General features: G+C 68.9%; 18 protein-coding genes. 7 read left to right on the forward strand and 11 right to left on the reverse strand.

The window, feature by feature from the left end:
- Nucleotides 1-10 precede the first annotated feature (10 nt).
- The 7 genes from OG876_RS22150 to OG876_RS22180 all read right to left on the reverse strand — a co-directional run bounded on the left by OG876_RS22150 (nucleotide 11) and on the right by OG876_RS22180 (nucleotide 8023).
- Nucleotides 11-1420 (reverse strand): MFS transporter, encoded by a 1410-nt coding sequence (locus tag OG876_RS22150; protein ID WP_328526812.1) that lies wholly within the window; start codon nucleotides 1418-1420, stop codon nucleotides 11-13.
- A gap of 34 nt (nucleotides 1421-1454) precedes the next feature.
- On the reverse strand, nucleotides 1455-3431 hold the full coding sequence (locus OG876_RS22155; protein ID WP_328526813.1) for an ABC1 kinase family protein: 1977 nt from the start codon (nucleotides 3429-3431) through the stop codon (nucleotides 1455-1457).
- Between the two features lie 115 nt (nucleotides 3432-3546).
- Complete coding sequence (locus OG876_RS22160) at nucleotides 3547-4299, reverse strand: succinate dehydrogenase/fumarate reductase iron-sulfur subunit (RefSeq protein ID WP_328526814.1); 753 nt, start codon at nucleotides 4297-4299, stop codon at nucleotides 3547-3549.
- On the reverse strand, nucleotides 4296-6176 hold the full coding sequence (locus OG876_RS22165; protein WP_328526815.1) for a fumarate reductase/succinate dehydrogenase flavoprotein subunit: 1881 nt from the start codon (nucleotides 6174-6176) through the stop codon (nucleotides 4296-4298). Before OG876_RS22165 ends, OG876_RS22160 begins: the two co-directional genes overlap by 4 nt.
- An 18-nt stretch (nucleotides 6177-6194) precedes the next feature.
- Nucleotides 6195-6995, reverse strand: a complete 801-nt coding sequence (locus tag OG876_RS22170; RefSeq protein WP_328526816.1) for a hypothetical protein — start codon at nucleotides 6993-6995, stop codon at nucleotides 6195-6197.
- On the reverse strand, nucleotides 6995-7309 hold the full coding sequence (locus OG876_RS22175; protein ID WP_328526817.1) for a hypothetical protein: 315 nt from the start codon (nucleotides 7307-7309) through the stop codon (nucleotides 6995-6997). Before OG876_RS22175 ends, OG876_RS22170 begins: the two co-directional genes overlap by 1 nt.
- Nucleotides 7310-7390: 81 nt before the next feature.
- Complete coding sequence (locus tag OG876_RS22180; protein WP_328526818.1) at nucleotides 7391-8023, reverse strand: hypothetical protein; 633 nt, start codon at nucleotides 8021-8023, stop codon at nucleotides 7391-7393.
- A gap of 91 nt (nucleotides 8024-8114) precedes the next feature.
- On the opposite strand from OG876_RS22180, the gene OG876_RS22185 reads away from it, so the two are divergent.
- From OG876_RS22185 to OG876_RS22205, 5 genes are all read left to right on the forward strand, one after another.
- Complete coding sequence (locus OG876_RS22185; RefSeq protein WP_328526944.1) at nucleotides 8115-8477, forward strand: (deoxy)nucleoside triphosphate pyrophosphohydrolase; 363 nt, start codon at nucleotides 8115-8117, stop codon at nucleotides 8475-8477.
- Nucleotides 8478-8628: 151 nt separating this feature from the next.
- Entirely contained in the window at nucleotides 8629-8925 is a 297-nt protein-coding gene (locus OG876_RS22190) for a LuxR C-terminal-related transcriptional regulator (protein ID WP_328526819.1), read from the forward strand.
- Between the two features lie 75 nt (nucleotides 8926-9000).
- Nucleotides 9001-9912 (forward strand): N-acetyl-1-D-myo-inositol-2-amino-2-deoxy-alpha-D-glucopyranoside deacetylase, encoded by a 912-nt coding sequence (gene mshB / locus OG876_RS22195; protein WP_328526820.1) that lies wholly within the window; start codon nucleotides 9001-9003, stop codon nucleotides 9910-9912.
- 66 nt (nucleotides 9913-9978) lie between these two features.
- Nucleotides 9979-10497, forward strand: a complete 519-nt coding sequence (locus tag OG876_RS22200; RefSeq protein WP_328526821.1) for a flavin reductase family protein — start codon at nucleotides 9979-9981, stop codon at nucleotides 10495-10497.
- A 147-nt stretch (nucleotides 10498-10644) separates the two neighbouring features.
- Nucleotides 10645-12423, forward strand: a complete 1779-nt coding sequence (locus tag OG876_RS22205; protein WP_328526822.1) for a VanW family protein — start codon at nucleotides 10645-10647, stop codon at nucleotides 12421-12423.
- A 17-nt stretch (nucleotides 12424-12440) separates the two neighbouring features.
- Here the strand turns inward: OG876_RS22205 and OG876_RS22210 are convergent, their stop codons facing one another.
- Complete coding sequence (locus OG876_RS22210) at nucleotides 12441-12878, reverse strand: type II toxin-antitoxin system PemK/MazF family toxin (protein ID WP_328526823.1); 438 nt, start codon at nucleotides 12876-12878, stop codon at nucleotides 12441-12443.
- 66 nt (nucleotides 12879-12944) lie between these two features.
- On the opposite strand from OG876_RS22210, the gene OG876_RS22215 reads away from it, so the two are divergent.
- Nucleotides 12945-14318, forward strand: a complete 1374-nt coding sequence (locus tag OG876_RS22215; RefSeq protein WP_328526824.1) for an MFS transporter — start codon at nucleotides 12945-12947, stop codon at nucleotides 14316-14318.
- Here the strand turns inward: OG876_RS22215 and OG876_RS22220 are convergent.
- Nucleotides 14300-15226 carry a GNAT family N-acetyltransferase gene (locus tag OG876_RS22220; RefSeq protein WP_328526825.1) on the reverse strand — a complete coding sequence of 309 codons (927 nt, stop codon included), beginning with the start codon at nucleotides 15224-15226 and terminating at the stop codon, nucleotides 14300-14302. The two genes, OG876_RS22215 and OG876_RS22220, sit on opposite strands and share 19 nt — an antisense overlap.
- A gap of 116 nt (nucleotides 15227-15342) precedes the next feature.
- Here OG876_RS22220 and fdxA point away from each other — a divergent pair, with 116 nt between their 5' ends.
- The gene (gene fdxA / locus OG876_RS22225) at nucleotides 15343-15669 is read left to right on the forward strand and encodes a ferredoxin (protein ID WP_131285641.1); all 327 of its coding nucleotides are present in this window, start codon (nucleotides 15343-15345) and stop codon (nucleotides 15667-15669) included.
- A gap of 69 nt (nucleotides 15670-15738) precedes the next feature.
- Here fdxA and OG876_RS22230 read toward each other — a convergent pair whose 3' ends face one another.
- Both OG876_RS22230 and dapD read right to left on the reverse strand, forming a co-directional pair.
- The gene (locus OG876_RS22230) at nucleotides 15739-16716 is read right to left on the reverse strand and encodes a hypothetical protein (protein WP_328526826.1); all 978 of its coding nucleotides are present in this window, start codon (nucleotides 16714-16716) and stop codon (nucleotides 15739-15741) included.
- 91 nt (nucleotides 16717-16807) lie between these two features.
- A complete protein-coding gene (gene dapD, locus OG876_RS22235) occupies nucleotides 16808-17746 on the reverse strand; it encodes a 2,3,4,5-tetrahydropyridine-2,6-dicarboxylate N-succinyltransferase (RefSeq protein ID WP_328526827.1) in 939 nt (312 codons plus the stop codon).
- Nucleotides 17747-17838 lie beyond the last annotated feature (92 nt).

Raw genomic sequence — 17838 nt, forward strand, 5'->3', positions numbered from 1 at the left:
AAACTCTAGCTCATCTAAGCAAATCAGCTGGCTTCCGCACCCGGCCGGCGGTCAGCAGGCCCAGGAGAGCGACGAACGCGCCGGTGGTGATGATGACGCCGAAGACCCACGGCCGCGGATCGTCGGAGTTGAAGGCGAGCAGCGTGCCGCTGATCGCCAGGGCGGTCGAGATGCTCATGGTCCCGGCCATCTGCGCCGCGCTGCTGTTCCGCCCGGAGTTGTTGTGGTCGGACAGATCCAGCGTCAGCACGGACAGGCTCGACGAACTCAAGCCCATCCCGATCCCGGCGAAGGCCCAGCCGATCAGCCCGAACCAGGTGGTCGCACCCGTCCACGCCAGCAGGGACGTGACCAGCAGCCCACCCGTCATGAACGCGAGCCCGGTCCGCAGGACGTTGACCCGCTGGATCCCGTGTTCCCGCCCCTGCAGCCAGGACCCGAAGGCCCAGCACACGCCCGTGATCGACAGCGTCACGCCGGCCCGCGACGGGCTGAAGTCGTGTTGCAATGTCAGCAGCAGCGGCAGATACGCCCCCACCCCGGCGAACGCGGCGCCACCAAGCCCGCGTACGGCGACCACGGCCGGGAAGCCGCGTCGGGCCACGAACGTCCCCTTCGGCATCACCCGTACGGCGGCCAGCCCGAGCGTCACCAACGCCACCGGAATCGCGATCCCGCCGATCACCGGGTGTGCCTCGAGCTGACCACCGGCCAGCGTCATCGAGAACAGTGCGACCGATGCGGCGAACGCCCACGGAAGCGCGGCTCGCCAGGCCGCCAACTCGGCCGCATCCTCGGCGCTGCGCTCAGGCGCCGGGGTGTTCAGCGACTGGCGCATTGCGGGCCCGAGCAGCATCCAGCTCGGCACCAGCAGGATGACCGCACCGAGGAACACCCATCGCCACCCGAACTGCTCGGTCACCAGACCGGTCAGCAGCGGGCCGATCACCGACGGCAGGATCCACATCGCCGCGAACAACGAGAACATCCGCGGCCGCAGGACGGCGGGCAGCGCTCGGGCGACCAGCACCATCAGAGACACGTCGAGCAGCCCTTCGGCCAAGCCGCTCAGCAACCGCCCGGCCACGACCATGGGCATCCCCGTGGCGGTCCCGACCAGCAACTGCGCGAGGGTGAACGCGATCGCACCGACCCGCAGCGTCGGGATCGGGCCGCGCCGGTCGGACCACAGTCCGGCAATCGCGAGCGAGATGAGATAGCTCGCGTTCGGGGCCGCGCTCGCCAGGCCGAAGCTGCCCACCGCGTCGAACTCGCGCACCATCGTCGGCAACGCCGTACCCACGGCCCGATTCTCGAACGCGCTGAGCGTGACGAGACCGATCACACCCAGCACGAGCGGCAGATGCGGACCACTGAACAGCCGTTGGCGAGGGGCGTCGACCGACGCGGTGGAAGTCATGCTGGTTATGGTCGAAGTTCAAGTTGGGTTGAAGTCAAGACGATCTGTGGTCCGGTAGCCGGAAGACGAGGACGAGGACGCGGAGCACGAGGACCGCGGAGATCACCAGCAGGTTGTAGCCGAACAACTGGAACAGGCTCATCGATTCGGTGACCTTCGGGCCGCCCGGCGTACCGAGCAGCAGGACGGCCATAATGCCGGCCGTCGCGCCGAGGACGGCCAGCAACGCCTGGTGGAGCAGGCCGGTGAAGTGCCGGCGATCGCGTTCGTCGGCGAACAACCGTACGTTCAGGCCGAGCCGGCCGCTCTCCGCGGCGGCCGCGATCCGGTCGATCCGCCGCGGCAGCCGGCGCAACATCGGCAACAACGTCGCCAACTCCTCAGTCGCCGTACGGCGTAACGCGTCGGGAGCGAGCCGGTCGGTGACATGCGCCGCGGCGAACTGGCGTGACGCGGCGACCAGGTCGAACCCAGGCGAGATCCGCGTGATCGTGCCCTCGATCGTCGCCAGTGCACGGAAGACCGCGGCCACCTCCGGAGGTACGCCGAGGTCGTGCGACGTGATGATCCTGAACAGGTCGTTGAACATCGCCGGTCCCAGCGTCACGCCGGCGGCCAGATGGCGGGTCATGAACTGACCGACGGCCCGCTCCAGGGCGCGTTCGTCGATCACGTCGGGTCGGTAGACGATCTCCAGCAGGGCGTCGGTCGCCGCGACCGGGTCGCCGTGGTCGATCGCGAGCAGGAAGCGCTGCAACGCCTCCCGGGTGGCCGGGTCGAGCCGGCCGACCGAGCCGAGGTCGAGCATGCCGATCCGGCCGTCGGCCAGCAGCAGGAAGTTGCCGGGGTGCGGGTCGGCGTGGAAGACGCCGTCGATCGCGACCTGGCCGAGCAGGCAGTCGAACAGCGCCCGGCCGAGGCGGACCGCGTCCAGGCCGCGGTCGGCGATCGCCTGTGCGGCGCCACCGAGGCCGATGCCGTCCAGTCGCTGCATGGTCAGCACCCGGCGGGTCGACTGGCCCGGGTACAGCTCGGGCACCACCAGGTCATTGCTGGCGGCAACGGAACGGCCGGCCGCGACGGTGGTCATGTTGCCGGCCTCGACGGTGAAGTCGAGCTCTTCGCGCATCGCGTCCGCGAATCCGTCGGCAAGGGCGCGGACGCCCATCGAGCGGCCCCAGTCGGTGTTGCGCTCGAGCAGCCGGGCGAGCCGGCTGACGATGTCGAGATCCCGGTCGACCACGCCGGCGATGCCGGGCCGCTGGACCTTGACCACGACTCTCGGACCATCAGGCAGGCGGGCGGCATAGACCTGCGCGACCGAAGCGGCTGCGAGCGGTTCGGTGTCGAAGTCGGCGTACAGGTGGTGTGGTGACGCGCCGAGCTCCTCGGTGAGGACGAACTCGATCTCGGGCCAGGGCGCGGGGGAGACCTGGTCCTGCAGGCGACTCAGCTCCTCGGCGACGGACGCCGGGATGATGTCGCTGCGGGTGGACAGCACCTGACCGAGCTTCACGAACGTGACGCCGGCCTCGTCGAGCGCGAGGCGCAGCGACCGGGCCAGTTCGGCCTGGCCGGCGGCGTTCTCGCGGCTGGGCCGGCGGCGGCCGCGCAGGTAGGGGCCGAGGCCGTGCTTGATCGCGATCCGGAGGATCTGCAGATAGCGCCGGGTGCGCGCGATCCGGCCGCTCAGGTCGCGGCGGAGATCGCGGGCCCGGGGCAACGATCCGGTCGGCACCAGGGCTTCGGACAGCACCAGGAAGACCAGGCCGGCCAGCATCGAGCAGACCGCGGTCAACGCCAGGAAGGCGACCGCGGCGGCGTTGGACCCCTCGAACGGCAGCTTGCCGACCAGCGCGTTGGCGATCGGACTGAACACCGTGAGGGTGAGCGCGGCGCCCAGGGCCAGCCGGATCAGGCCGAACCGCACGCCCAGCAGGCGCTGCGAGAAGGGGACGAAGATCGCCATGAAGACGGCGATACTGAACAGCCCGGCGACGAAGATGGCCATGACCGGAACAGTAGGTGCTGACAGGTCTGTACCGGCTCACCCGTGCGATGGACGTGCCCCTGAGCCGGACAGCAGAAAGCCCCTGACACAGTGTCAGGGGCTCTCCGGGAGACGATCAGGCCGGGCGGCGGCGGATCTTGTTGCCGAGCCAGACGATCGGGTCGTACTTGCGGTCCGCGACGCGCTCCTTCATCGGGATCAGCGCGTTGTCGGTGATCTTGATGTGCTCGGGGCACACCTCCGTGCAGCACTTGGTGATGTTGCAGAAGCCCAGGCCGTGCTGCTCCTGGGCCGCGTGCTGACGGTCGGCGGCGTCGAGCGGGTGCATGTCCAGCTCGGCGATCCGCATCAGGAAGCGCGGGCCCGAGAAGGACTCCTTGTTCTCCTCGTGATCGCGGATCACGTGGCAGGTGTCCTGGCACAGGAAGCACTCGATGCACTTGCGGAACTCCTGCGAGCGCTCCACGTCGACCTGCTGCATCCGGTACTCGCCCGGCTTCAGGTCGGCCGGCGGCGTGAACGCGGGGATCTCGCGGGCCTTCTGGTAGTTGAACGACACGTCGGTGACAAGGTCGCGGATCACCGGGAAGGTGCGCATCGGCGTGACCGTGACGACCTCGTCCTCGGCGAACGTGTTCATCCGGCACATGCACATCAGCTTCGGCATGCCGTTGATCTCGGCGCTGCAGGAGCCGCACTTGCCGGCCTTGCAGTTCCACCGGACCGCCATGTCCGGCGTCTGCGTCGCCTGCAACCGGTGGATGACGTCGAGGACGACCTCGCCCTCGTTCACCTCGACCTCGTAGTCCTTGAGCTCACCGCCCTCGGAGTCACCCCGCCACACCCGGAACTTGCCCTTGTAGCTCATGTGGCCGGCAACTCCTCTTCGGTCAGGTACTTCTTCAGCTCGTCGAGTTCGAACAGTTCCAGCAGGTCCTCGCGCATCGGGATCTGGTCCTTCTGGACCACGCTCACCCCGCCGTCGGCGTCGAGCGAGCAGACCAGGAGCAGCTTGCGCCACTCGGCATTCATGCCGGGGAAGTCGTCGCGGGTGTGGCCGCCGCGGGACTCCTGCCGCTGCAGGGCCGCCTTCGCCACGCACTCCGACACGGTCAGCATGTTGCGCAGGTCGAGCGCCAGGTGCCAGCCCGGGTTGAACTGCCGGTGACCCTCCACCGTCATCTTCGCGATCCGGCCGCGGTAGTCGGCCAGCCGGCCGAGCGCCTGCTCCATCTCGTCCGCCTTGCGGATGATGCCGACCAGGTCGTTCATCGACTGCTGCAGTTCCTGGTGGATCGAGTACGGGTTCTCGCCGCCCTCGAGCTCGAACGGTGCCAGCGCCTCCGCGGCCGCCGCGTCGACGTCGTCCTCGGAGATCTTCGGCCGGCTGCCACCGAGCTGGTCGATGTACGTCGCCGCGCCCATGCCGGCCCGCCGCCCGAAGACGAGCAGGTCGGACAGCGAGTTGCCGCCCAGCCGGTTCGAACCGTGCATGCCACCGGCGACCTCACCGGCCGCGAACAGACCGGGTACGACGGACTGCGCGGTGTCCGGGTCGACCTCGACGCCACCCATCACGTAGTGGCAGGTCGGACCGACCTCCATCGGCTCGGCCGTGATGTCGACGTCGGCCAGCTCCTTGAATTGGTGGTGCATCGACGGCAGCCGGCGCTTGATCTCCTCGGCCGGGAGCCGTGACGACACGTCCAGGAACACACCGCCGTGCGGCGTACCGCGGCCGGCCTTCACCTCGGAGTTGATCGCCCGGGCGACCTCGTCCCGCGGCAGCAGCTCCGGTGGGCGCCGGTTGTTGTCGGCGTCCTTGTACCAGCGGTCGGCCTCTTCCTCGGTCTCCGCGTACTGCGCCCGGAACACATCGGGCACGTACTCGAACATGAACCGCTTGCCCTCGGAGTTCTTCAGGACGCCGCCGTCACCGCGGACCGACTCGGTGACCAGGATGCCCTTCACCGACGGCGGCCAGACCATGCCGGTCGGGTGGAACTGGATGAACTCCATGTTGATCAGCGTCGCGCCGGCCCGCATCGCGAGGGCGTGACCGTCACCGGTGTACTCCCACGAGTTCGAGGTGACCTTGAACGACTTGCCGACGCCGCCGGTGGCCAGGATGACCGCGGGCGCGTCGAACAGGATGAACCGGCCGGACTCGCGCCAGTACCCGAAGGCGCCGGAGATCGCCTCGCTGTCCTTCAGGAGCTCGGTGACCGTGCACTCGGCGTACACCTTGAGGTTGGCCTCGTAGTCGCCGGTCGCCTGGAAGTCCTCCTGCTGCAGCGAGACGATCTTCTGCTGCAGGGTGCGGATCAGTTCCAGACCCGTCCGGTCGCCGACGTGCGCGAGCCGCGGGTAGGTGTGGCCGCCGAAGTTGCGCTGGCTGATCCGGCCGTCGGGCGTCCGGTCGAACAGCGCGCCGTACGTCTCCAGCTCCCAGACCCGGTCGGGGGCTTCCTGCGCGTGCAGTTCGGCCATCCGCCAGTTGTTCAGGAACTTGCCGCCGCGCATGGTGTCGCGGTAGTGGACCTGCCAGCTGTCGTTGGAGTTCGCGTTGCCCATCGCGGCCGCGCAGCCACCCTCGGCCATCACGGTGTGCGCCTTGCCGAACAGGGACTTGCAGATGATCGCGGTGCGCTTGCCCTGCTCGCGAGCCTCGATCGCCGCGCGCAGGCCGGCGCCGCCGGCCCCGATCACGACGACGTCGTAGGAGTGTCGTTCCAGCTCAGTCATGTGAGAAGAGATCCTGTATCAGTTGAAGAAGCGCAGATCGGAGAACCAGTCGGCCGACAGTCCCATGATGTAGGCATCGGTGAGGATCACGGTGAACAGCGACGTCATCGCGAACGTGCCGTGCTTGGGGTTCAGCTTGGACACGAAGGTCCAGTACCGGTAGCGCAGCGGGTGCTTGGAGAAGTTCTTCAGCCGGCCGCCGACGATGTGCCGGCAGGCGTGGCAGGACAGCGTGTAGAGCCAGAGCATCACCAGGTTGACCCAGATGATCAGCGTGCCCAGGCCGATGCCGAAGCCACCGTCCTTGCCGTGGAAGGCCTGGATGCCGTCGTACACGTTGAGCAGGCCGAAGACCAGCGCGCCGTAGAAGAAGTAGCGGTGCAGGTTCAGCGCGACCAGCGGGAACTTGCTCTCACCGGTGTACTTCTTGTGCGGCTCCGGGACCGCGCACGCGGCCGGCGCGAAGAACAGCGACCGGTAGCCCGCCTTGCGGTAGTAGTAGCAGGTGCCGCGGAAGCCGGCCAGCACCACGAAGGTGATGAGGCTCAACGGCAGCCAGCGCGGGAATCCGCCGAACCAGGTGCCGAGGTGGCTGGAGCCTTCGACGCACGAGCTGCTCAGACAGGGCGAGTACAGCGGGGTGAGGTAGTGGAAGTCGTCGACCCAGTACCACTTGCCCATGAAGATCCGGATCGTCGCGTAGACGATGAAGAAGAGCAGGATCACCCCGATCCGCAGCGGCGCCAGCCACCAGCGGTCGGTTCGTAATGTCTTCTGCCCGATCTGTGCGCGACCGGGAGCGCTTACACCCGTGGCCATCAGGGGGCGTGCCTGTCAGGCGCGCCGAAGCCTTCATGCTCCGCGTCGGTCCACATGGACGCGTCATACTCCACGTCGGGAATCTCCTCGAGTTCCTCCGGAACGGGTCCGGGTCTGTGCCGGGGGTCGGGCGGGCCGAGCTCAGCCAGATCGTCGTTCAGCCGAGCCACATCGGACACCAGGCGGCGGATGCCGAGGGTGTCACCGTACTCCTGGCTGAGTTTGCCCACGGCATCATGTAGGCCCTCGAGCGCGCGGACGACTGCGGCAACGCCGCTGTTGCCTTCACCCATGCCGACTCCAGTGATGGTCATGTAGCTGTCAGTATGGGCACACTTTGCCTCTGCCAGGCGTCCAACGGAAGACCCCTCGGTACGGCGTGTTTCCAGTTAGGGTCACCTCAGTTGCGACCGTGCAGACGGGTGGAGTAATGGATCGAATCCTGCCTGCAGCACAACGAGATTGGCCGGCGGTGTGAGCACCTCGACCTCGCGCAGCCCGGCCGGCCGGCCGGGTTCGCCGTACCCGTCCCAGGACCAGGGCAGGACGTGGTGGTCGAGGACGAGGGCCGGGCGGCCGTCGAGCCGGATCATCGCTCCGTCCGGGAGGCCGGCGAGGTCCTGGACGGTGGTGCGTTGCTGCCGGGTGCGTGGGACGACACGCTCGCTGTGGAGCTGCGCATCCATCGCGGCGGCGCGGGGCCGTTCGTCGAGACCGCGGCCCTTGGCCCAGGCGCCGGCGTACAGCAGGAAATCCCTGCGGCGGCAGTAATGACAGGGCCGATGACCGGCGGCGAGGGCAACGGCCTCGTCGAAGAAGAACAGCGCGGTCCAGCGCCCGGGCGGCATCGGATCGCGCTGAACGCCCTTCCAGTCAAGGACGCAGCAGATCCACGCCTTCGAGCGCCAGCGGGTGGTGCCCAGGCGGCGGTCCGCGCCGTGCAGGCTGCCGCGGTTGCCCATCAGCAGGCCGCGGCCGGGGTCGGCCACGATCTCCTGCGTGGGGAGAACCCTGTTCTGCAACGGCATGCGGCTCATCCTGCCAACGGTGACCGACATTCTCTGGCAGAGTCGCCCTGACTCCGGCGGTGGAGTTGGGGAAGGAATTGGCACAGTGCAGATGGTGGTGGGAGTGGCCGTCGTACGCGATGGGCTCGTGCTGGCGGCGTACCGGCCCGGGCCTGACGGGGGCTGGGAGTTCCCGGGCGGGAAGGTCGAGCCGGGGGAGACCGAGGAGCAGGCGGCGGTGCGGGAGATCCGCGAGGAACTCGACCTGGAGATCAAGGTCGGAGCGTCGCTCGGGCCGGCCGTGGACATCTCCGCGGCCTACCGGCTGCACGTCCACCTGGCGTCGATCGTCGACGGCGAACCGGTACTGCGGGAGCACGCCGAGCTCCGGTGGTTCGGCGCGGCGGAGCTCGACGAAATGGACTGGCTGGTGCCGGATCGGCCGTTCGTCCGGGAACTCCGGACCCGGCTCTGAGTGGCGGAAGTCACAGGGAGGGGAGCGGACGGATCGCCATCGGAAGCTCACCCTGCGGAACTGTATGGGTGGTTTGTATGGGTTGTACCTGGTAAGTGGATTAGACCACCCGAGAGAATCCTTCCCTGAAGCTCTTGGGGAGGAGTGCAGTATGTCGGTGTTTCCGGCCGTTACCGCGGTGCGACGAGAAGACTTCGCACCGGAGGTGGTGTGCGAGGTCTACGAACTGGGGTCGCGGCGCCGGACCCCGGTCGCGGTCAGCGAGCTGACCAGCCGTCAGGTGGCGATCGGCCGGATGATGTCGACGGGGGCCAAGGACGCCGCGATCGCGCGCGACCTCGGGTTGTCGCTGCGCACCGTGCGCTCGGAGATCAGCGCCCTGATCGCAGGCCTCGGCGCCAAGTCCCGCTTCCAGGCCGGCTGCCTCCTGGTCCGCCGCTTCGGCTGATCAGGAGTCCCTGTCGTCGCAGGCCTTCGCGGGTGAGGCCGGAGAACTGTCCGCGGCTCGACGTAGGCTTTCGCCATGGTTGAGCTTGCTGAGCGCCGGCTGCTGCTGGTGCACGCCCACCCGGACGACGAGACGATCAACAACGGCGTGACGATGGCGCGCTATGTGGCCGAGGGAGCGCACGTCACGCTGATCACCTGCACGCTCGGTGAGGAAGGTGAGGTGCTCGTTCCGGAGCTCACCCACCTGGCCGCCGACCAGACCGACCAGCTCGGTGCGCACCGGATCGGCGAGCTCGCCGCCGCGATGGCCGAGCTTGGGGTCACCGACCACCGCTTCCTCGGCGGTGCCGGCAAGTACCGCGACACCGGGATGATCTACAACGACGAGGGCAACGCGGACGTCCCACCGGAGACCCGGAAGGACAGCTTCTGGCAGGCCGACCTGCTCACCGCGGCCGACGACCTGATCCCGGTCATCCGCGAGGTCCGGCCGCAGGTGCTGGTGACCTACGACCAGTACGGCAACTACGGCCATCCCGACCACATCAAGGCTCACCGCGTCGCGACGTACGCCGCTGCCCTGGCCGGTGCCAGGTCGTATCGCGAAGACCTCGGCGAGGCGTGGCACATCCCGAAGATCTATTGGACGGCGATGGCGGAGTCCCGGATGCGGTCGCAGCTGCGCGAGTTGCGCGACGCCGGTGACATGACGACGTTCGAGGGGCTGGACCCGGACGGCCCGCTCGGTCCGTTCGTCACACCGGACCGGTTCATCGACTGCGTGATCGAGGGTGACGACTACCTGGATCGCAAGATGAACGCGATGAAGGCGCACGCCACCCAGATCACCGTCGACGGACCGTTCTTCGCCCTGTCCAACAACAACGGGAACCAGATCTGGGGCTCGGAGCCGTATCGCCTGGTCAAGGGCACGGCTGCCCCCGGCCCGGACGGCGTGGAGCACGATCTGTTCGCCGGTCTGTAGACCGAGGTGACGGTTCCCACACGCTCGGTTGAGGCATCAACCTTCCAGCGGGCATAACCTGCTGGGGTGTCCTCAACCGAGCCGAGCGGGAGTGTGGCGCCCGCGGAGTTCCGTGCGGCGCTCGGACGGTTCGCGTCCGGAATCACGATCATGAGCACGCTGCAGGACGGTGTGGCGCACGCGATGACTGCGAGCGCGTTCACCTCGGTGTCCCTGGATCCGCCGCTGGTGCTCGTCTGCGTCGACAAGGGTGTCCGGATGCACGCCGCCGTACAGGACTGTGGCTATTGGGCGATGTCGGTCCTGGCCGGGGACCAGCGGTCGATCGCGGACCGCTTCGCCCGGTCGGGGCGCGACCTCTACAGCCAGTTCGACGGCATCGGTACGGCGGCCGGCCCGAAGACCGGGTGTTCGCTGATCGCCGGCGCGCTGTCCTGGCTCGAGTGCCGCACCTGGGCGACGTACGACGGGGGCGACCACACGATCGTGGTCGGCGAGGTGCTCAGCCTGGGGCTGGGCGAGCCGGCCGATCCCAGCGCGCTGATCTACTACTCCAGTCACTACCGGGATTTGCCCGACGCCTGAGCGTGATCGCCGGGCCAGGTCGGGCAACCCGGGGCTGCCCCATCGGCCGGTGGGGCCTGCCCCGTCCCGTAGGATGTGCCCTTGTGCCCCGGGCCATGCCCGGCTGGTGCAGCCTGTCCATGGCTTCGAGCAGGAGGACTCTTTCCGGTGGGGAGAAGGCAGCTCGCGGGGATCATTGCCGCCGCGGCGCTCGGTGTGCTCGTGGTGGGGTACGGCGCGGCGTTCGCGTTCGCCGGCGACAAGATCCCCGGTGACACCACCGTTCTCGGCATCCCGGTCGGTGGTCTGTCCCAGAAGGACGCCAAGGCGAAGCTCGAGGCCGGCCTGAAGGACCAGATCGCCCAGCCGATCGCGCTGAAGGCGGGCGAGTCCAAGTTCGAGGTCAACCCGGCCGACGCCGGCCTGTCCGTGGACCTGGACGCGACCGTGGCCGCCGCGGGCGCGGGCCGCAGCCTGGCCCCGGGCCGGATCTGGCACGGCCTGACCGGCGGCGACGCGATCAAGCCCGTCGTCACCAGGGACGACGTGAAGCTGAAGACGGCCGTCGAGAAGCTCGCCACCCAGGTGAACCGGTCGGCGACCGAAGGCACCATCACGTTCGACGGCACGAAGCCGGTCACCCACGCGCCGGCCGACGGTCTGCAGCTGGACAACGCCAAGGCCGAGGACGCGGTGGCCGAGGCCTACCCGGCCGACGGCGAACCCAACGACCTCCCGGTCGGCGTGACCAAGCCGAAGGCCGGTTCCGACGCCATCGACAAGGCGTTGAAGGACTACGCCGAGCCCGCGATGTCCGGTCCGGTCCGGCTCACCGTCGGATCCAAGGCGGTCGAGCTGCTTCCGGCCGAGATCGCGCCGGCGCTGACGCTGACCGCGAAGGACGGCGACGTCACCCCGACGCTGAACGCGAAGAAGCTGGAGCCGTTGTTCCAGAAGCGGTTCAAGGCCCTGGAGACGTTGCCGAAGGACGCGACCGTGCAGATCGTCGGCCCCGGGCCGAAGGTCGTCCCGGCCGTCGACGGCATGGTGGTCGACCGCACCAAGGTGGTGCCGGCGATCCTGGCGATCCTGCCCAAGCCGACCGGCGAGCGCCGGGCCGCGGTGGGTCTCACGCGCACCCCGGCGAAGGTGACCACCGAGCAGGCGGCCGCGCTGGGGATCACGGAGAAGATGGGCGATTTCACCACCCAGTTCCCGCACGCGCCGTACCGCAACACCAACATCGGCACCGCGGCGGCCAAGATCAACGGCACGCTGCTGAAGCCGGGCGAGACGTTCAGCCTGAACAAGATCGTCGGCGAGCGGACCAAGGAGAACGGCTTCACCGAGGGCAACATCATCAGCGGCGGGAAGTTCGTGCTGGACCTCGGCGGCGGAGTCTCGCAGTCGGCGACGACGACGTTCAACGCGGCTTTCTTCGCCGGGCTGAAGATCCTCGAGCACAAGGCGCACAGCGTCTACATCAGCCGCTACCCGGTCGGCCGCGAGGCGACCGTGGCGTGGCCGTCGGTGGACCTGAAGTTCCTCAACGACTCGGGCAAGGGCGTCCTGGTCCAGACGATCTTCAAGCCGTCGACGCCGGGCAACCAGGGCAGTATCCGGGTGGTCATCTGGGGCACCAAGACCTGGGACATCACCGCGGGGCAGTCGGCGAAGAGCAATCCCCGGCAGCCGGCGGTCGTCTACAACACCGCGGCGGACTGCCGGGCCCAGGCGCCGACCCCTGGCTTCGACATCACCGTCTACCGCTACTTCGCGAAGAACGGCGCCCGGGTGAAGACCGAGTCCTTCACCACGAAGTACAACGCCGCCGACGACATCCGCTGCGGCCCCAAGCCCGGCACCACCCCGCCCCCGCCGCCCGGCAACATGCCACCCGGCCTCGGCAAACCCAGCACCAGCACCACGACCCGCCCACCTGGCTGAGCCCTGGGTGCCGCGGGTCAGCTGCGGTGGATCTTGTGGAGCTCGGCAGCTACCTGGTTGAAGAGGTCTTCGCCGATGACGGCGCCCTCGCGACGCACATGACGTGGATCGATCTTGAGGACCCGGTCGAGCCGGACCTCGCTGCGGCGGCCTTCCTTGTCCCAGGCGCCGCTGCCGATGTCCATCCAGATCCGCCCCCAGCGTGCCTCGTCGGCGGCGTCGCGGTCGTGGTCCTTGCTGGTCAGGATCAGTGCCAGCAACCACGGTCCGTCCGATCCGACCACCAGCACGGGGCGGTCCTTCCCGCGGGTGAAGTCCTCCTCGAACGGCACCCACGTCCAGACGACCTCGCCCGGATCCGCCACCCCGTCATCCGGGTGCGGCGTGTACTCGACGTGCACCGTCCCCTCGAAGTCCCCGGCGTACTCCGGCCGCTCCACCACGTGATCCGCCATGCCACCCGAGGTTAGCGCCCTCACATCTCAGCGCCCTCACACCGTTACAACTCCGTGGAAAACACCGTGCACGTGGAAACCCGGCCGGCCAACCGGGCCGCGATCCTGACCGTCCTGCTCACCGGGCAGTTCATGGCGAACATCGACACCGCGGTCGCAAACATCGCCGGCCCATCGATCGGCGCCGATCTGCACGCCTCCGCGGGCGCGGTGGGTCTGGTCGTCTCCGGGTACGTCGTCGCCTTCGCCGTACTGCTGATCACCGGCGCCCGCCTCGGCTCGTCGCTCGGCTACCGGACGACGTTCCTGCTCGGCCTGACCGTGTTCACCGCAGCCTCGCTGGCGTGCGGCCTCGCTCCGAACATCGTCACCCTCGTCGTCGCCCGCTTCGTGCAGGGCGCCGGGGCCGCGCTGATGGTCCCGCAGGTGCTCAGCGGCATCCAGTTGCACTTCCAAGGCCGGGACCGGCTGAAGGCTCTCGGCTATTTCTCGATCGCCCTCTCCGGCGGCGCGGTCGCCGGGCAGGTGCTCGGCGGCGTCCTGATCGCGGCCGACCTCTTCGGCACCGGCTGGCGCCCGATCTTCCTGGTCAACGTCCCGATCGGCATCGCACTCGCCGTCGCCGCCCGCCGGGTGCTTCCCGCCGACCCCGACGGCCATCGCGATCGCCTCGACCTGCTCGGCGTACTCACCTTGTCCGCAACTGTTCTGCTCGTGATCGTCCCGCTCCTGCTGGGCTCCGAGCGCGGTTGGCCGACCTGGTCCTGGCTCTGCCTTGTCCTGAGCCTCCCGGCCCTGGCGCTCTTCGAGTACGGCGAACGCCGCACAGCGGCACGTGGTGGTCGCCCACTGATCGCGCGCCAGGTCCTCCGCAACCCGTCCGTCCGGTCCGGCCTGCTCGCTCACGGCTGCACTTCGGGCACGTACTTCGCTCTGCTCTTCGTGCTCGCCCTCTACCTGCAGGACGGCCTTCACAAGGGCCCTGCGTACTCAGGCTTCGCCATGGTCGTCTGGGTGGCCGCCTTCGGTCTGGCCGGGCCTATCCTCCCCAGACTGCCCAGGGGAGTGCGGTGGATGCCGGTCATCGGCTGCCTGGTCCTGGCGGTCGGCTATCTGTCCGTGCTGGCCTATCTGTTGCTGGGCGGCCGTAGTGGGCCACTCCTCTTCGCACTGCTCGGCGTCGGCGGCCTGGGCCTGGGGATCAGCGCCAACACCCTCATCGGTGCAATCACCTCGAGCACGACCCCGCAGTACGCCGCTGACCTGTCCGGGGTGGTCGCCACCAACGCACAGCTCGGCGGCGCGCTGGGCGTCGCTCTCGCCGGCTCCACATACGCCGCGTTGGCTACTGACCCCGGTCGCGCGCTGAGCGTCGTACTGGCTGGGTTGATCGTGCTGGCGCTTGTTGGGGCCGGTGCGGCTCAGCGGCTCGTCAGATAGCGGTAGCGATACGCCTCGCGGTAGCCCAGGCGGGTGTAGGTGGCCAGGGCGGGTGCGTTCTCCTCCAGCACCTCAAGATAGGTACGGCGACCGCCCAGCGGGCCGGACCAGCGGGCCAGGGCCTGCAGGATCGCGGTGCCCAGGCCTCGGCGGCGGTACGCCGCGGCGACGCGGATCGCGTCGGCACCCAGCCAGTGGCCAGTCATCGATCCACGTCCCACCGCGACCGTCGTGCCGTCCAGCGTGATGGAGGCGAACACGGCCTTCGGGGCGCCCTCCAACACGGCCGGTGCCGACTCGGGCACCGGCCCGTTGAACGCGGCCGCGTACCACGCGTGACCCGGGTGCTCCGCGACCAGTACGTCGTACGGCGGCGCAGCGTTCACGTGGTCGAGCGTGGTGTGCATGACGAGTACGTCGGACTGCTCCGGGCGGGCGTCGACCCACCCGCACGCACGGAGCTCCTCCGCCTCGGGGCTACCGAGCCGGACCAGGACCTGCGGGGGCAGGCCCCGCTCGTCGTAGAAGGCCTCAGCGTGCTTGAGGGCCTCGGTCACGGGCATCCCGGGGCTCCCCGCCGGCAGGAGCGAGTTGCCCCGGCCGGTCCAGCCTGAGGATGCCCGGAGCAACCAGTGGCCGACGTACGACGTCTCGACCGCGGGGCGACCGAGTGCGGTGGTGAGGAACAACTGGTCGACGTCCACCGGCCGCAGCGGCATTTCGGGGATCGTTTTGGCCGCTGTGACGTCGCCGGCCCGGATCTGGTGCAGACTGGCATCGGCGTGGCGAATTACCAGGCCGGCGGGCTCCCAGGACTCCAGAACGCCGATCACATCGGTCAGGCCGCCCGGAATCCGGTGCCGGACCACTACACGGTGGCCGATATCACGGGAGCTCAGGCCTGACACGATGCGGACTCCTGGCAGAGTGGGCGAAGTACTACCGTGATACTAGAGACCTTGCACCACCGCATCGCAGCACCCCAAGTCGAACGCTGCGCTTGCCTGCCATAGGAGGAGTAGCAGTGACCTACGTCATCGCGCAGCCGTGTGTTGACCTGAAGGACCTCGCGTGTGTCGAAGAGTGCCCCGTCGACTGCATCTACGAGGGCAACAGGATGCTGTACATCCACCCCGACGAGTGCGTCGACTGCGGGGCGTGCGAGCCGGTCTGCCCGGTGGAGGCGATCTACTACGAGGACGACACTCCGGAGCAGTGGAAGGACTACTACACCGCGAACGTCGACTTCTTCAACGACCTGGGCTCGCCCGGCGGCGCCTCGAAGATGGGCAAGATCGACAAGGATCACCCCTTCATCGCCGCCCTGCCCCCGCAGGAACACGACGAGTAACCACCTGACTGCACACTGAGGCGGGGCGTCCGAACAGGACGCCCCGCTTCAGGCTTCACAGGCGGAGAGCTACTGGGCCAGGACATCGACATGGACGTGGTCGAGGTGCCGGAGGATGGCTGGGTCGCCGGACCGCTCAGGCGGGGTGTAGTCGCGCCAGCCGCTGTCCGAGCGGCCCCCGGCGGTCCAGATCTTGTCGCTGAAGATGACCGTCTGGATGTCGAGCATCTTGGCGCGGGCCACCAGGTACTGCGCCATCGCCCAGCCCTTGGTCGTGTTCGGCACGGAGATCGGCCGCACGAACACGTCGACCGCCCGGCCGTCGTAGTGCGCCGAGCCCTCCATGTGTCCGCTCCGCACACCACCCGCGGCGTACCCGCCGGTCGGCAACGTGCCGAAGGTCCGGATCAGGTCCTTGCGTACGGCGTCCGCCCGCGGTGTCAGCCCGTTCCGGCCGATCGTCTCGACCGGCACGGAGTGCGTGTTCACCGTGCAACTGAAGACACTCTTCGACTGCCCGGTCAACGCCGACGCCAGGACCCGCGCGTCCGCCTCGTGATCGGCGTACGCGTTGGGGAACGCGCTGCGCTGCACCCGGTCGGCCGCGACCGTGACGGAGAGCGTCTGGTAGTTCTTGATCTTCACCAGCGCGTCGTAGAACTTCCCGGCCGCGTAGTGCGGATCCCGCACTTGCGCCACGGTGCCCCAGCCCTGCGACGGCCGCTGCTGGAACAGTCCCAGCGAGTCCCGGTCCCCGTGCGCCAGGTTCCGTAGTCCGGACTCCTGATACGCCGTCGCCAGTGCGATCGTCGCCGCCCGCGCCGGCAGCCCCCGCCGTACGGCGACACCCGCGATGATGGCCGCCGACTCGGCCTGCTCCAGATCCAGTACGACGGTCTGCCCGTTGACCGTGGCCTCGCACTGCTCCTGCGGGGGCAGGATCGACCCGATGTTCTTGCCGCCGAGCCACGCGATCCCGACGCCGACGGCCAGGCTGAGCGCACCTATCGCGCCCAGGGCAACCACGACGCCCCGCTTCATCGGCATACCGCTCCCAACGTCCGGGGACGGTGGGCGGGTTCCGATCTGTCGGTCACGAAGTGATTGACGTGCACAACCTCACATTGGTTGGCGCCGATCACGCGTTGGCGTGCAGGGCTTCGTTCAGCGTGATGCCCTCACCCTTGCGCGGCCGCGCCTCGACCGCTCCGGTGACCGAGTTGCGGAGGTACAGCAGACCGGGCTGCCCGGACAGGTCGCGGGCCTTCACCACGCTGCCGTCCGGGAGGGTGACCTTGGTGCCGGCGGTTACGTACAGCCCCGCCTCGACCACGCAGTCGTCGCCGAGCGAGATGCCGGTGCCGCCGTTCGCGCCGAGCAGGCAGCGCTTGCCGATCGAGACGACCTGCGTGCCGCCGCCGGACAGGGTGCCCATGATCGACGCGCCCGCGCCGATGTCGCTGCCGTCGCCGACCACCACGCCGGCCACGATCCGGCCCTCGACCATCGACGTCCCGAGCGTGCCGGCGTTGAAGTTCACGAAGCCCTCGTGCATGACCGTCGTCCCCGCGGCCAGGTGCGCGCCCAGCCGGACCCGGTCGGCGTCACCGATCCGGACCCCGCTCGGTACGACGTAGTCCGTCATCCGGGGGAACTTGTCGACGCTGGTCACCGACAGGTGCTGACCGGCCGCGCGGGCGCGGAGCCGGACCTGCTCGAACTCCTCGACCGGGACCGGGCCGAGCGACGTCCACGCGTTGTTCGGCAGGGCGGCGAAGATGCCGTCCAGGTTGAGGCCGTGCGGGCGGACCAGGCGGTGTGACAGCAGGTGCAGCCGCAGGTACGCGTCCGCGGTGCCGGCCGGCGGCTGGTCCAGCGCGATCTCGGCCGCCACGACCTCACGCCGTACCCGCCGCAGTTCGTCGTTGCCCTCGGCGGCGATCAGTTCGGCGGGCGCCTTCGCGCCGGCCGGCTGCGAGCCGAGCTCGGGCGCCGGGTACCAGACGTCGAGGACGGTGCCGGCGGCGGTGACGGTGGCGAGGCCGAAGCCCCAGGCGTGCGTGGCGTTCTCGGTCATACCCACAGCCTGCCAGACTGCTGTCCGGGCCATCGAACCCGACCGCTATCCGAGCGGCCGGCACGCTCGGTGACCGGCGCCACCGAACGGAA

Source organism: Kribbella sp. NBC_00359 (assembly GCF_036097425.1).
Lineage (GTDB): Bacteria > Actinomycetota > Actinomycetes > Propionibacteriales > Kribbellaceae > Kribbella.

Bases quoted from the DNA above. Each gene is read 5' to 3' on its own strand.
- OG876_RS22150 (WP_328526812.1), bottom strand. From the start codon at position 1,420: ATGACTTCCACCGCGTCGGTCGACGCCCCTCGCCAACGGCTGTTCAGT.
- OG876_RS22210 (WP_328526823.1), bottom strand. From the start codon at position 12,878: ATGGCGGATCACGTGGTGGAGCGGCCGGAGTACGCCGGGGACTTCGAG.
- OG876_RS22155 (WP_328526813.1), bottom strand. From the start codon at position 3,431: ATGGCCATCTTCGTCGCCGGGCTGTTCAGTATCGCCGTCTTCATGGCG.
- OG876_RS22175 (WP_328526817.1), bottom strand. From the start codon at position 7,309: ATGACCATCACTGGAGTCGGCATGGGTGAAGGCAACAGCGGCGTTGCC.
- mshB (WP_328526820.1), top strand. From the start codon at position 9,001: ATGGTTGAGCTTGCTGAGCGCCGGCTGCTGCTGGTGCACGCCCACCCG.
- OG876_RS22165 (WP_328526815.1), bottom strand. From the start codon at position 6,176: ATGACTGAGCTGGAACGACACTCCTACGACGTCGTCGTGATCGGGGCC.
- OG876_RS22230 (WP_328526826.1), bottom strand. From the start codon at position 16,716: ATGCCGATGAAGCGGGGCGTCGTGGTTGCCCTGGGCGCGATAGGTGCG.
- OG876_RS22180 (WP_328526818.1), bottom strand. From the start codon at position 8,023: ATGCCGTTGCAGAACAGGGTTCTCCCCACGCAGGAGATCGTGGCCGAC.
- OG876_RS22185 (WP_328526944.1), top strand. From the start codon at position 8,115: ATGGTGGTGGGAGTGGCCGTCGTACGCGATGGGCTCGTGCTGGCGGCG.
- OG876_RS22170 (WP_328526816.1), bottom strand. From the start codon at position 6,995: ATGGCCACGGGTGTAAGCGCTCCCGGTCGCGCACAGATCGGGCAGAAG.
- dapD (WP_328526827.1), bottom strand. From the start codon at position 17,746: ATGACCGAGAACGCCACGCACGCCTGGGGCTTCGGCCTCGCCACCGTC.
- OG876_RS22160 (WP_328526814.1), bottom strand. From the start codon at position 4,299: ATGAGCTACAAGGGCAAGTTCCGGGTGTGGCGGGGTGACTCCGAGGGC.
- OG876_RS22190 (WP_328526819.1), top strand. From the start codon at position 8,629: ATGTCGGTGTTTCCGGCCGTTACCGCGGTGCGACGAGAAGACTTCGCA.